A 13,603-nucleotide genomic window follows, 5' to 3' on the forward strand; every position below is an offset into this window, starting at 1 on the left:
GCTCCCGCAACCCAGCAAGATCACTACGCCTAACGCCCACGGTCCTCGCAACTCCCACAGATCGCGGGTGTTGCGAGGACCGTTAGAACCTAAGCACGGCTCCGGGCCTTCGCCGCTGTCCGGGCCCGGGCGGGTCAGCGTCCGGGTGGCCGTTGTCCCTCGTCCGGGTGGCGGTGCGACGGGAATCGGTCGCACCGCGTAGTCGATCACCTAGGCTGTGGCGGTTGCCTGCTGCCGAGCCGACTGGAGTCACGGTGCTGCCCAACCCGGACCGCGCTGCCCTGCCGACCCCCGCCCCGCCCCCGGCGAGCCCGGCGGCCGCCCGTGCGGGCCGCCGCCGACGGGCCGCCGTGCTGGCGCTGCTGGCCGCCGTCCCCGTCCCGCTGGTCGCGCTCGGCGCGGCCGGTCCGGCCGGGGCGCAGCGCCGGGTGGTCGGCGGCACCGCCGAGACCACCGTCGACCACCCGTGGGTGGTGGCGCTGTCCAGCCGCCAGCAGTTCGGCAGCGGCCGCTCCGGCCAGTTCTGCGGGGGAGCGCTGGTCACACCGACCAAGGTGGTGACGGCCGCGCACTGCTTCTACGACGAGTCCATGGGCGCCAAGGTGGACCGGCCGGGCCTCAAGGCCGTCATCGGCCGGGACGACATGCGCAGCTCGGCCGGCCGCGAGGTGCCCGTCCGGTCGGTGTGGATCCACCCCGACTACTCCTTCACCGCCAACCTGAACGACGTCGCCGTGCTCACCCTCGCCGACCCCCAGGACTCCCGGCCGGTGATCGACCTGGTCGGCCAGGGCGAGACCGAGCCGTACGCGGCCGGGACCGCCGCGCGGGTCTTCGGCTGGGGCGACACCACCGGGCGCGGTGACTACTCGCCCACGCTGCGCGGGGTGGAGGTGCCGATCATCGCGGACCAGACCTGTGCGCAGGCCTACCCGGGCGGGCCGGACGGCAAGTTCGACGCCCGGGGCATGGTGTGCGCGGGTGAGGAGAAGGGCGGCAAGGACGCCTGCCAGGGCGACAGCGGCGGCCCGCTGGTCGTCGGCGGCCGACTGGTCGGCCTGGTCTCCTGGGGGACGGGTTGCGCCGAGGCGGCCCACCCGGGCGTCTACACCAGGGTGGCGTCCGTCGCGGACGCGGTGCGCTCGGTGCTGTGAGGGCCGCCCGGGCCGTTGCCGGTGGCCAACTGGTCACGTTCTGACGTCACATCGCTGCGGAGCGTGCCGGCCTCCGGGAACAGCAGAGCCGGGCGACCGGCCCCCGAGGGGACCTGTCGCCCGGCTCACCGGTCGCGCGGAGTGCGCGACCGGATACACAGCTCGACGCCGACTGCTGGTGTGGCGCCTTGGATCAGCGCTCTTCTTCGGCGGCCGCGGCGTTGGCGGTGCCGCTGAGACGGCCGCTCTCGTCCTGTATCTCCACGGCGATCTTCTTGAGCTCGGGCTCGAACTTCCGGCCGTGGTGGGCGCAGAAGAGCAGCTCTCCGCCGCTGGCGAGTACGACGCGCAGGTAGGCCTGGGCGCCGCAGCGGTCGCAGCGGTCAGCCGCGGTGAGCGGGCTCGCAGGTGTCAGAACAGTAGTCACGTCGCCTCTTCTCTAGCTCGACGAGCTGTCGTACCAGGGTCAACATCCAACCAGGCCGAAAACGTTCCCGCTCGTGGCTTTTCTTCTCTGAGGATTCTGCTGTGTTGATGAGGACGTGCCCCGGGGGCCGGTGGTTCATGCGTACCGAATCCCAGGATCCGCCCGTCCCTCGAACGCCCGATCGGGACCGGGTGCGAGGTCCGCGTAGCATAATCCTCTGCCGGGTTGGAGCATAAGCCCCGCCCCGGGCCCCGGTAGCCTGCATAACGGCAGTTCCGGAGCCTGTGCCAGGCCCCACGATCCGCCAGGACCGGTGGTACCGGGAGGAGATGGCGCCCCGGGGTCCGGACACCGGAGCGGTCCTTGTTCGCGCAGCGCGTACAAGCTGCGCGGGAGCGGCCCGCCGTGCTGTGCACCCAGCGGAGGGGTGCGAGCACACCGGGCGACGGCTGTCGGTGCGGCGTGCTGCACTGGCGGATGGTCCGGATGCGTCCGGATGTGACCGATGAGACAGAACTTCACCGAGGAGAGTGCCGCGTGAGTGCCGAAACGACCGTGCCGTCCGCACTGCTGGCCGGCGACGACGGTTCCAACTACACCGCTCGGCACCTGCTCGTCCTGGAGGGCCTGGAGGCGGTCCGCAAGCGCCCCGGCATGTACATCGGCTCGACGGACAGCCGCGGCCTGATGCACTGCCTCTGGGAGATCATCGACAACTCCGTCGACGAGGCGCTGGGCGGCTACTGCGACCGCATCGAGGTCCTGCTGCACCCGGACTCCTCGGTCGAGGTCCGCGACAACGGGCGCGGCATCCCGGTCGACGTCGAGCCCAAGACCGGGCTGTCCGGCGTCGAGGTCGTGATGACCAAGCTGCACGCCGGCGGCAAGTTCGGCGGCGGCTCCTACGCGGCCTCCGGCGGCCTGCACGGCGTCGGCGCCTCCGTGGTCAACGCCCTCTCCGCCCGGCTGGACGTCGAGGTCGACCGCAGCGGACACACCCACGCGATCAGCTTCCGCCGCGGCACCCCCGGCATCTTCACCGAGGCCAGCCCCGACGCGCCCTTCGAGCCCGCCAACGGCCTGACCAGGGCCCGCAAGGTGCCCAAGGCCCGCACCGGCACCAGGATCCGCTACTGGGCCGACCGGCAGATCTTCCTCAAGGACGCCCGGCTCTCCCTGGAGCACCTGCACAGCCGCGCCCGACAGACCGCCTTCCTCGTGCCCGGCCTGACCATCGTCGTGCGTGACGAGCGGCTCACCGAGAGCGAGCAGGTCGAGGAGTCGGTCTTCCGCTTCGACGGCGGCATCGCCGAGTTCTGCGAGTTCCTGGCGCCCGACAAGCCGGTCTGCGACGTGCTGCGGCTGCGCGGAGAGGGCACCTTCAAGGAGACGGTGCCCGTCCTGGACGAGCTCGGCCACATGACCCCCACCGAGGTCACCCGGCAGCTCGGCGTGGACATCGCGCTGCGCTGGGGCGCCGGTTACGACACCACCCTGCGCTCCTTCGTCAACATCATCGCCACCCCCAAGGGCGGCACCCACATGACCGGCTTCGAGCGCTCGCTGGCCAAGACCGTCAACGAGGCGCTGCGCGCGGCCAAGCTGCTGCGCGTCGCCGAGGACGACATCACCAAGGACGACGCCACCGAGGGCCTCACCGCGGTGGTCACCGTCCGGCTCGCCGAGCCGCAGTTCGAGGGCCAGACCAAGGAGGTGCTCGGCACCTCGGCGGCCAACCGGATCGTCGCCGCCGTCGTCGCCAAGGAGCTCAAGGCCTTCCTCACCTCGGCCAAGAAGGACCAGAAGCTCCAGGCCCGGGCCGTGCTGGACAAGGTCGTCGCGGCCGCCCGCACCCGGGTCGCGGCCCGCCAGCACAAGGAGGCCCAGCGCCGCAAGACCGCGCTGGAGACCAGCTCGCTGCCGGCCAAGCTGGCCGACTGCCGCAGTGACGACGTCGACCGCAGCGAGCTCTTCATCGTCGAGGGCGACTCCGCGCTCGGCACCGCCAAGCTCGCCCGCAACTCCGAGTTCCAGGCGCTGCTACCGATCCGCGGCAAGATCCTCAACGTGCAGAAGGCCTCGGTGAGCGACATGCTCAAGAACACCGAGTGCGCCGCGATCATCCAGGTGATAGGGGCCGGTTCGGGCCGCACCTTCGACATCGACCAGGCCCGCTACGGCCGGGTCATCTTCATGGCCGACGCCGACGTCGACGGCTCGCACATCCGCACCCTGCTGCTGACGCTGTTCCACCGCTACATGCGGCCGATGGTCGAGCAGGGCCGGGTCTTCGCCGCCGTGCCGCCGCTGCACCGGATCGAGCTCACCAATCCCAAGCGCGGCCAGGAGAAGTACCACTACACCTACTCCGACGCCGAACTGCGCTCCACGCTGCTGGAGTTCCAGCGCAAGGGGCAGCGCTGGAAGGAGCCGGTGCAGCGGTACAAGGGCCTGGGCGAGATGGACGCCGACCAGCTGGCCGAGACCACCATGGACCCGCGCCACCGCACGCTGCGCCGGATCAACCTGGGCGACCTTGAGCAGGCCGAGCGGATCTTCGACCTGCTGATGGGCAACGACGTCGCCCCGCGCAAGGAGTTCATCGTGGACTCGGCGGCCACCCTGGACCGCTCCCGCATCGACGCCTGAGGCCTTCGGATTCTTCCGGCACGAGGGCCCTCCACCCACGGGTGGAGGGCCCTCGTGCTGCCGGTTCCACCTGTGGTCCACCCCGGCGCCGATCAACCGGGGGCGCCGGATCCGTAGCGTCGGAGAGGTCAGTACAAGCCTCCTGTCGGGACGGAGAAGTCCGATGACCGCCCTCGTCAACATCGTCGTGATCATCGCGGTGATGGTCCTCGTGGTCCAGCGCCAGATGCGAGCCCAGCGCCTGGACACCGAGCGCCGCTTCTGGCTGCTGCCGCTGATCCTCGGCGTGCTCGCACTGCGCGACCCGCAGCTCATCGACCACCAGCACACCGCGCTGTCCGCCACCCTGGTCGGGTGCGGCCTGGTGGCGGTGGTCGCGATGGGCTCCGTCTGGGGCTGGACCGTGCGGCTGTGGCGGGCCGGGGACGGTTCGGTCTGGGCCAAGGGCACCAAGGCCACGGTGGCCGCCTGGGTCGGCATGCTCGCCATCCGGCTCGCCCTGTACGGCATCGGCGCGGCACTGCACGTCCACCAGGCGGGCAGCGCGCTGCTGCTGGGGCTGGCGGTCCTGCTGCTGACCCGCTCCTTCGTGGTGAACTGGCGGGCACGGGCCCTGGACCTGCCGCAACAGGCCGCCGTACCGCGCTGACCGCCCTGCCGGGGCCTGCCGGGCCCGCTGTCCGAGAACGTCGAGGAGGCATCTGTGGCCGAGTGGTACTGGACCCGCTGGCCGTCCCGCGAGGGGCTGGAGCGCGAGGTCGGGAGATGGCCGCGGCGGGCCCTCTCCCTGCTCGGCCGCACCGTCCTGCTGGTCGTCGTCTGCTGGGGGACGTTCTCCGGCGGCAAGTACACGGGCTGGGCGGTGGTGGTCGTGGCGGCCGGACTGCTCGGGGTCGCCGCCCTGGCCACCGGCTACCTCTACGCCACCCGGGAACAGCGCCTGGCGCTCTCGCTGGGCCTGGCCGTCGCCCTGCTCGGCAGCGCCTGGCTGGCCAACTGGGGGCAGGCCTACCTGCTGGCCGACTTCGTCTGGTGCGGGCTGGCCGTGGTGGGGGTGGTCCGGCTGCCGCCCGCGCCCGGCCTGCTCGCCGCGGCGACCGCGCTGGGCTCGTACACCGCCGCCAGCTGGGCGAGCTGGGTGAGCATCTTCGCCACCATCGGCGGGCTCGGCCTGCTCGGCTACCTGCTGCGGCTGGACGTCGAGGCCCGCGGCACCGCCCGCCAGCTGCTCACCCAGGAGCGCGCCGCCCGGGCCGCCGAGGCGGAGAGCGCGGCGCTCGCCGAACGGGCCAGGATCGCCCGGGAGATCCACGACGTGCTCGCGCACAGCCTCTCCGCGCAGCTCGTCCACCTGGAGGCGGCCCGGCTGATGCTGGACGCCGGCACCGACCGCGGGCAGATCCGCGAGCGGGTCGTCGCCGCCCGGCGGATGGCCCAGGACGGGCTGGTCGAGACCCGGCAGGCGCTGTCCGCGCTGCGCGGCGAGCTCACCCCGGTCGGCGAGTTCCTGGTGGAGCTGACCGGGCGGGAGCGGGCCGCGCTCGCCGTCACCGGCACGCCCCGACCGCTCGCCGCCGAGGCCGCCCTCGCGGTGCGGCGCACCGCGCAGGAGGCGGTGACCAACGTCCGCAAGCACGCGCCCGGCGCCCGGTGCACCGTCGAACTGCGCTACCTGACGGAGGCGGTGGAGCTGGAGGTGCGCAACTCCCGCCCCCCGCGCGGCGAACCGTCCGGGGAGCTGGCAGCCAGCGGCAGCGGGTACGGTCTGCTGGGGATGCGCGAACGCGCGGAACTGCTCGGCGGCACCCTGCTGGCGGGCCCCGAGGACGGAGGGTGGCGCGTGCTGCTGCAGGTGCCGGCATGAGCGAGCGCGGCGAGCTCATCATCAGCAGGTGCGGATTTCGCGAAGCGACTGCCGAGCGAAGCGGGGCGGGCGCATGAGCGAGGCGGAAGTCACCAGGGTGCTGGTGGTGGACGACCAGACGGTGGTGCGCGAGGGCATCGTGATGCTGCTGGGGCTGCTGCCCGGCATCGAGGTGGTCGGCGCGGCGGCGGACGGGGAGGAGGCCGTCGCCCTGGTGGAGCGGTGTCACCCGGACGTGGTGCTGATGGATCTGCGGATGCCGCGCGTCGACGGCGTCGAGGCGACCCGGCGGATCCGGGCCGCGCACCCGCAGACCGAGGTCGTGGTGCTCACCACCTACGCCGACGACGACTCGCTGTTCCCCGCCCTGCAGGCCGGGGCGCGCGGCTACCTCACCAAGGACGCCGGCGGCGAGGAGATCGCCCGGGCGATCGCGGACGTCCGCGCGGGGGCGGCCGGGCTCTCGCCGCAGATCCAACTCCGTCTGTTGGAAAGGCTTTCAGGGCCTGAGGTCGGATCCGCGCCGGGGGCCGGGAAGCCGGCCGGGCGGCCGGGGGAGCTCCCGGACGGGCTGACCGCCCGGGAGGCGGAGGTGCTGGCGCTGATCGCGGAGGGGCTCTCCAACGCCGAGATCGCCCAGCGGCTGTTCGTCAGCCAGGCCACCGTGAAGACGCACATCAACAACCTGTTCGCCAAGACCGCGGTACGGGACCGGGCGCAGGCGGTCTCGTACGCCTTTCGACACGGGATCACCGGTACGCAGCAGTAGTCGGATGAGTGTCTGTCGGATGATCGATCACCTCATCGAGTGAAGGTATCGGCAATGGTCAGAGGGGCTGTCCGGCGGCCACCATCATGGTTGGGGTCAGAGTGCCCGCCGGTCCAGGAGCAGTTGTGCCACAGCAGCAGACGAGCAGTCCCGGACAGGGGCAGCGATTTGACTGGTGGGCCGCTCCGGCCGCCGCCACCGCCGCCGACCGGCCGGACGTGCCCGGCCAACCGGCGGTACCGGCCCAGTCGGCCCCCACCCGCGCGGTCCAGCCGGTACCGGCCGGGCGGGCGCCCGGCCGGGCCGCCGCTGCCCCCGCCGCCCAGCCCGCCGTCGAACCGGCGACCGCCCCCCGGGCCCTGGTGCCCGCCACCGACAGCACCGAGGTGTACCGGGCCGTCCAGCGCAGCGACGCCTTCCAGGACATCCGCCGCAGCTACCGGTCGTTCGTCTTCCCGGTCAGCGGAGCCTTCCTCGGCTGGTTCCTGATGTACGTCGCCGCGCAGGCCGCCGCCCCCGGCCTGATGCGCAGCCAGGTGGCCGGCCCGCTCAACGTGGCTTGGCTGCTCGGCCTGCTGCAGTTCGCCTCCACCTTCCTGCTCACCTGGCTCTACGCCCGCAACGCCCGGACCAAGCGCGACCGCGCCGCCCTGGGCCTGCGCTGGGACACCCAGGACCAGCTGCGATGACGACCACGATCACGACCGCGGTGACGACCACGATGACGACCGCCACCCCGCCCCCCGTCGCCCCCACCGGCGACCACCACGACCTCGCGATCGCGCTGTTCGCCGTCGTCGTCCTGGTCACCCTGGCGATCACCCTCTGGGTCGGCCGCCGGGGCAGCGCCACCGAGGACTTCTACGCCGGCGGACGCGACTTCACCCCGCTCCAGAACGGCTTCGCGCTCTCCGGCGACTACCTCTCCGCCGCCTCCTTCCTCGGCGTCGCCGGGCTGATCGCGCTGTACGGCTACGACGGCGTGCTCTACAGCATCGGCTTCCTGGTCGCCTGGCTGGTGGTGCTGATGCTGGTCGCCGAACTGGTCCGCAACGCCGGCCGGTACACCCTCGCCGACGTGCTCGCCCTGCGGCTGCGCCGCCGCAAGGTCCGGGCCGCGGCCGGTGGCGCCAGCGTCGTCGTCACCCTGCTCTACCTGGTCGCCCAGATGGTCGGCGCGGGCTCGCTGGTCGCCCTGCTGCTCGGCACCAACAGCGCCCAGGCCCGGACCTGGACCATCGTCGCCGTCGGCGGACTGATGATCGTCTACGTCACGATCGGCGGGATGCGGGCCACCACCTGGATCCAGATCGTCAAGGCCTTCCTGCTGATCGCCGGCTCGGTGCTGCTCACCGTGCTGCTGATGGTCCGCTTCCACGGCGACGTCGGCGAGCTGATGCGCCAGGCCGCCCAGCACAGCGGCGCCGGGCGGCGCTACCTCGAACCCGGCCTCAAGTACGGCGCCACCTTCACCAGCCGGCTCGACTTCTTCAGCCTGGGCCTCGCCCTGGTGCTCGGCACCGCCGGACTGCCGCACATCCTGTCCCGCTTCTACACCGTGCCCACCGCGCGGGCCGCCCGCCGCTCCACGATGTGGGCGATCGGCCTGGTCGGCGGCTTCTACCTGATGGCCATCGCGCTCGGCCTGGGCGCGACCGCGCTGGTCGGCTCGGCGGAGGTGCGGCACGCCAACTCGGCCGGGAACACCGCCGTCCCGCTGCTCGCCCTGGTGCTCGGCGGCGGCAACGGCAGCACCGGCGGGGTGGTGCTGTTCGCCCTGATCTCGGCGATCGCCTTCGCCACCATCCTCGCCGTGGTCGCCGGGCTCACCCTGGCCTCCTCGGCGGCCTTCGCCCACGACATCTGGGCCGGTGCCTGGCGCGGCCGGCCGCGCCAGCGCCCCTTCCGGCGGCGTGCCGCCGTCCCGGCCTCCCGGCCGGGGGAGGCGGGGGACGCGGCGGAGGCCGAGCCGACGGGCGAGGCCAGCGAGCGCCAGGAGGTCTGGGTGGCACGGTTCGCGGCCGTCGGGATCGGCGCGGCCGCGATCGCGATCAGCCTCTACGCCCAGCAGCTGAACGTCGCCTTCCTGGTCGGCCTGGCCTTCGCGGTGGCGGCCTCCAGCAACCTGCCCGTCCTGCTGTACAGCCTGTTCTGGTCGCGGTTCACCACCCGCGGCGCGGTCTGGTCGGTGTACGGCGGGCTGGTCCCGGCGATCGTGCTGGTCGTCTTCTCCCCGGTGGTCTCCGGCACCAAGGTGGCGCTCTTCCCCGGCGTCGACTTCCACTGGTTCCCGCTGGAGAACCCCGGCATCATCTCCATCCCGCTCGGCTTCCTGGCCGGCTGGATCGGGACGATCACCTCGCCCGAGCCGGCCGACGCGGACCGCTTCGCCGAGCTGGAGGTGCGCGCCCTCACCGGTGCGGGCGCGGCCTGAGCGCCGCGCCCCGGGGAACCCCGGCGGGCCTGGGGCCGCCGGGGTTCCCCCACGTCCGGGCGCGGTGTCAGGCCCGGACCGCCAGGCCGTAGCGGTGCTCGGGGCGGCCGGTGTCGCCGTAGCGCAGGGTCAGCCGCAGCCGGCTGTCCCGCTCCAGCTGCTTGAGGTAGCGCTGCGCCGTCGAGCGGCTGAGCCCGGTGGCGTCCGCGACCTCCTGCGCGGACAGCGGGCGGCCCGCCTGGCGCAGCACCCCCAGCACCAGGTCGGTGGTGGGCGCCGAGTGCCCTTTCGGCAGCGGGCCGGCCGGGGCGGCGGCGCTGCGCAGGGTGGCGAACAGCCGGTCCACCTCGTCCTGGCCGGCCTCCCGGGCCGCCGGGCCGGCCAGCGCGTGCCGCAGCTGCGCGTACGCGACCAGCTTGTCCCGCAGGCCGGCGAAGGTGAACGGCTTGACCAGGTACTGCAGCGCGCCGTGCTGCATCGCGGCGTGCACCGTCGACACGTCCCGGGCGGCCGTCACCATCATCACGTCGCAGGCCACCTGCCGCTCCCGCAACCGGCGCACCAGCGCCAGGCCGGTCTCGTCCGGCAGGTGGTGGTCGAGCAGCAGCAGGTCCACCGGGCGGCGCTCCAGCGCGGCCAGCGCCTCCCCGGCCGAGTGCGCGGTGCCGGTCACCCGGAAGCCCGGCACCTTGGCCACGTACGCGGCGTGCACGTCCGCGACCCGGAAGTCGTCGTCCACCACGAGTACGTCGATCATCAGGCCTCCACGAGCTGAGGGGTGAGCAGGGCCTCGGGCAGCTCGACCGTGAACCGGGCGCCGCCGAGCGGTCCCGCGTCGAGCACGATCCGGCCGCCGGTCCGTTCGACCAGCCGCCGCACCATCGCCAGCCCCAGCCCGCGCGGACGGTGCGCGGGCGCGTCCTTGCTGGTCCACCCCTCCTCGAAGACCTGCTCGCGCAGCTCCTCCGGCACGCCCGGGCCGCTGTCCGCGACCTGGAGCAGCAGCGTGGAGCCGGCCGCCGCCAGCGTCACCTCCAGCCGGCCGCCCCCACCCGCCGCGAGCGCGTCCACCGCGTTGTCGATCAGATTGCCGAGCACCGTCACCAGCGCCCGCGCGTCCACCACCGCGTCCGGCAGGTGCGCCGCCGGGGCCAGCGCCAGCCGCACCCCGCGCTCGCCCGCCACCGCCGTCTTGCCCGCCAGCAGCGCCGCGACGTGCGGATCCTGCACCTGCTCGGCGATCCGCGCCGCGACCACCGCGTGCGAACCGGACTGCTCCGAGATGAACGCCACCGCCTGCTCGTGGCGGCCCAGCTCCAGCAGGCCCAGCAGGGTGTGCATCCGGTTGGCGTGCTCGTGGTCCTGGGCGCGCAGTGCCTCGGTCAGGCTGCGCGTGGTGTCCAACTCGCGGACCAGCGACTCCAGTTCGGTCCGGTCGCGGAGCGTCACGACCGCGCCGCCCTCGGCCGTGCCCATCCGGTTGACCACCAGCACCCGGTCGTCCCGGACCGCCGGCAGGTCGGCGCCGGTGATCCGCCCGGTCAGCACGTCCGCCAGCCGGCCCGGCGGCAGCACCGCGTGGATCGGCCGCCCGGTGCAGTCCTCCGGCAGGCCGAGCAGCCGCACCGCCTCGTCGTTGGCCAGCCGGATCCGGCCGCGCTCGTCCAGCGCCACCATGCCCTCGCGGATGCCGTGCAGCATCGCCTCCCGCTCCACCAGCAGCGCCGAGATGTCGGCCAGCGCGATGTTGTGGGTGCGGCGCTTCAGCCGCCGGGCCAGCGCCAGCGTGGCGACCGTCCCCGCGGCCAGGCCCGCGCCCGCGCACAGCAGGATCCCGGTGAGCATCTTCAGCAGCCGGCGGCGGATCGAGTCGTCGCTGATGCCGACCGACACCTCGCCGACGATCCGGCCGTCCGCGACCCGCAGCGGCACCTTGCCGCGCGCGGTGCGGCCCAGCGTGCCCTGCTGCATCGCGGTGACGCTGAGCCCGCTGAGCGCCGGCTCCGGATCGGTGCTGACCCGGTGGCCGATCCGCTCCGGGTCGGTGTGCGAGAGCCGGATCCCGTCCAGGTCGGTGACCACCACGAAGCTCGCGCCGGTGGCCAGCCGGATCTGCTCGGCGTTGCGCTGCGCGGTCGCCGAGTCCCGGGCGTCGGCGGCGCGGGCGATCGCCTCGTCGGTGGCGGTGGCCTGGGCGATCGACAGCGCCCGCTGCATCGCGTCGTGGTCCAGCTCGCTGCTGACCGGGGCCAGGAACAGGCCGACGGTCACGGTGGTGACACCGACGGTGACGACGGTCTGGCTCAGCAGCAGTTGCGCGAAGACCCGGCGGGGCCAGCGGGGCAGCTTCATCCGGGCCTCCTCTCGGCGGCTGTGGGGGCGGGTACGTCAGGGTCGGGACACCCTACGTTTCCGGCGTGTTTCTGTCAGCCGCGTCCCCGCAGTTGTAGCGGAAGCAAAAGGAGCAGAACACCCCTCAATGCGGAGAAACCGCAGTACGCCGAGAAGGCTCCCGCCCGGGCCCGGCCCGCTCCTACCTTTCCGGGGCAAGCACAGACCCGGGAGGATCGAATGAGCACAACCCCGGCGATCGAGCTGACTGGCGCGACGAAACGGTTCCGCACCCCGTCCGGGGCCCTGCACACCGCCGTCCGTGATCTCGATCTGACCGTCGCCCAAGGCGAGTTCGTCGCCGTCGTCGGGCCCACCGGCTGCGGCAAGTCCACCACGCTGACCCTGGTCAGCGGCCTGGAGGAGCCCACCGAGGGCGAGGTCCGGGTGGACGGCGAGCCGGTCCGCGGGATCCACCCCAAGGTCGGTTTCGTCTTCCAGCAGGACGCCGTATTCCCCTGGCGCACCGTCCTGTCCAACGTGATGGCCGGGCCGCGCTTCCGCGGCGTGCCCACCGCCGAGGCCAGGGAACGGGCCCGGGACTGGCTGGGCCGCGTCGGCCTCGCCGCCTTCGAGGACCGCTACCCGCACCAGCTGTCCGGCGGCATGCGCAAGCGCGTCGCGCTCGCCCAGACCTTCGTCAACGACCCGGACATCCTGCTGATGGACGAGCCGTTCTCGGCGCTGGACGTGCAGACCCGCGCCCTGATGTCCGACCAGCTGCTGGAGCTGTGGGCCGGGACCAGGTCCTCCGGGAACGCCGCGTCGGTCGTCTTCGTCACCCACGACCTGGACGAGGCCATCGCGCTCGCCGACCGGGTCGTCGTCATGACGGCCGGACCGGCCACCGTCAAGGAGATCTTCACCGTCGACCTGCCGCGACCGCGCACCGTGGAGGCCGTCCGGCTGGAACCGAGGTTCGTCGAGCTGTACCGCGAGATCTGGGCCTCGCTCGGCGAAGAGGTGCGCATCACCCGGGAGAGAGGAGCGGGTCGTGCCGCTTGAGACCGCGTCGGCCGTCGCCGACAAGCCCCCGGCGGCCACCCCCGCCAGCCGTACCGAGGCCCGCGAACGGGCCGCCCGCAACCGGAGGTTGACCGTCTACGGGGCCCGGGTCGCGGTCCTGGTCGCCTTCCTCGGACTGTGGGAGGTCTGCGCCCGCACCGACGTCATCGACCCGTTCAACTTCTCGCAGCCGTCGAGGATCTGGGACCAGATCTGGCAGTGGATCACCCACGGCACCGCGCAGGGCTCGCTCGGCGAACAGATCGGCTACACCCTCTACGAGGCCCTCACCGGCTGGGTGATCGGCGTCATCTGCGGTGTGCTGCTCGGCATCGCGCTCGGCCGGGTCCGCTTCCTGGCCGACGTGTTCGGGCCCTACATCAAGGTGCTCAACGCCATCCCGCGGATCGTGCTCGCCCCGATCTTCCTGATCTGGTTCGGCCTCGGCCCGGCCTCCAAGGTCGCCTCCGCCGTCGTCCTGGTGTTCTTCCCGGTGTTCTTCAACGCCTTCCAGGGCGCCCGCGAGGTGGACCGCAACCTCGTCTCCAACGCCCGCATCCTCGGCGCCGACGGCCGCAAGGTCACCCTCCAGGTGGTCATCCCCGCCGCCACCACCTGGATCTTCACCAGCCTGCACGTCAGCTTCGGCTTCGCCCTGATCGGGGCCATCGTCGGCGAGTACATCGGCGCCACCAAGGGCCTCGGCCTGCTCGTCGCCGCCGCCCAGGGCACCTTCAACGCGGCCGGCGTGTACGCCGCCATGACCATCCTCGCCGTCGTGGCGCTGCTCACCGAGGGGCTGCTGACCTTCGCCGAGACGAAGCTGTTCCGCTGGAAGCCCGCAGACACGGGCGACGGCCGCTGAACCCCTCTGCGTCGCTGAACCACCTGCGCCGCTGAACCCCACCCC

Annotated in this window: 12 protein-coding genes; 9 read left to right on the plus strand and 3 right to left on the minus strand. The window is 72.9% G+C overall.

Annotated elements, in window-relative coordinates:
• Nucleotides 1–350: 350 nt before the first annotated feature.
• Entirely contained in the window at nt 351–1,154 is an 804-nt protein-coding gene (locus ACIO9K_RS36475) for a S1 family peptidase (RefSeq protein ID WP_400336207.1), read from the plus strand.
• Nucleotides 1,155–1,347: 193 nt separating this feature from the next.
• Here the strand turns inward: ACIO9K_RS36475 and ACIO9K_RS36480 are convergent, their stop codons facing one another.
• Nucleotides 1,348–1,581: a hypothetical protein gene (locus ACIO9K_RS36480; protein WP_363623238.1), complete on the minus strand. Its 234-nt coding sequence runs from the start codon at nt 1,579–1,581 to the stop codon at nt 1,348–1,350.
• A 537-nt stretch (nt 1,582–2,118) separates the two neighbouring features.
• Here ACIO9K_RS36480 and ACIO9K_RS36485 point away from each other — a divergent pair.
• From ACIO9K_RS36485 to ACIO9K_RS36510, 6 genes are all read left to right on the plus strand, one after another.
• On the plus strand, nt 2,119–4,230 hold the full coding sequence (locus ACIO9K_RS36485) for a DNA topoisomerase IV subunit B (RefSeq protein ID WP_363623240.1): 2,112 nt from the start codon (nt 2,119–2,121) through the stop codon (nt 4,228–4,230).
• Between the two features lie 163 nt (nt 4,231–4,393).
• On the plus strand, nt 4,394–4,879 hold the full coding sequence (locus ACIO9K_RS36490) for a CcdC protein domain-containing protein (RefSeq protein WP_363623242.1): 486 nt from the start codon (nt 4,394–4,396) through the stop codon (nt 4,877–4,879).
• A gap of 54 nt (nt 4,880–4,933) precedes the next feature.
• Entirely contained in the window at nt 4,934–6,094 is a 1,161-nt protein-coding gene (locus ACIO9K_RS36495) for a histidine kinase (RefSeq protein WP_363623244.1), read from the plus strand.
• Between the two features lie 73 nt (nt 6,095–6,167).
• Nucleotides 6,168–6,863 carry a response regulator transcription factor gene (locus ACIO9K_RS36500; protein WP_363623246.1) on the plus strand — a complete coding sequence of 232 codons (696 nt, stop codon included), beginning with the start codon at nt 6,168–6,170 and terminating at the stop codon, nt 6,861–6,863.
• Between the two features lie 125 nt (nt 6,864–6,988).
• A complete protein-coding gene (locus tag ACIO9K_RS36505; RefSeq protein ID WP_363623248.1) occupies nt 6,989–7,552 on the plus strand; it encodes a DUF485 domain-containing protein in 564 nt (187 codons plus the stop codon).
• Nucleotides 7,553–7,584: 32 nt separating this feature from the next.
• Nucleotides 7,585–9,297 carry a cation acetate symporter gene (locus ACIO9K_RS36510; protein WP_400336209.1) on the plus strand — a complete coding sequence of 571 codons (1,713 nt, stop codon included), beginning with the start codon at nt 7,585–7,587 and terminating at the stop codon, nt 9,295–9,297.
• Between the two features lie 67 nt (nt 9,298–9,364).
• Here ACIO9K_RS36510 and ACIO9K_RS36515 read toward each other — a convergent pair whose 3' ends face one another.
• Nucleotides 9,365–10,054, minus strand: coding sequence for a response regulator (locus ACIO9K_RS36515; RefSeq protein ID WP_063349364.1), 690 nt, complete (start codon nt 10,052–10,054; stop codon nt 9,365–9,367).
• Entirely contained in the window at nt 10,054–11,649 is a 1,596-nt protein-coding gene (locus ACIO9K_RS36520; protein ID WP_400336184.1) for an ATP-binding protein, read from the minus strand. Before ACIO9K_RS36520 ends, ACIO9K_RS36515 begins: the two co-directional genes overlap by 1 nt.
• Before the next feature lie 219 nt (nt 11,650–11,868).
• Here ACIO9K_RS36520 and ACIO9K_RS36525 point away from each other — a divergent pair, with 219 nt between their 5' ends.
• Both ACIO9K_RS36525 and ACIO9K_RS36530 read left to right on the plus strand, forming a co-directional pair.
• Nucleotides 11,869–12,693, plus strand: a complete 825-nt coding sequence (locus ACIO9K_RS36525; RefSeq protein ID WP_063349366.1) for an ABC transporter ATP-binding protein — start codon at nt 11,869–11,871, stop codon at nt 12,691–12,693.
• Nucleotides 12,683–13,558 carry an ABC transporter permease gene (locus ACIO9K_RS36530; protein WP_363584495.1) on the plus strand — a complete coding sequence of 292 codons (876 nt, stop codon included), beginning with the start codon at nt 12,683–12,685 and terminating at the stop codon, nt 13,556–13,558. Before ACIO9K_RS36525 ends, ACIO9K_RS36530 begins: the two co-directional genes overlap by 11 nt.
• Nucleotides 13,559–13,603: the final 45 nt, after the last annotated feature.

The organism is Kitasatospora sp. NPDC087271 (genome assembly GCF_044744605.1).
Taxonomy (GTDB): domain Bacteria; phylum Actinomycetota; class Actinomycetes; order Streptomycetales; family Streptomycetaceae; genus Kitasatospora.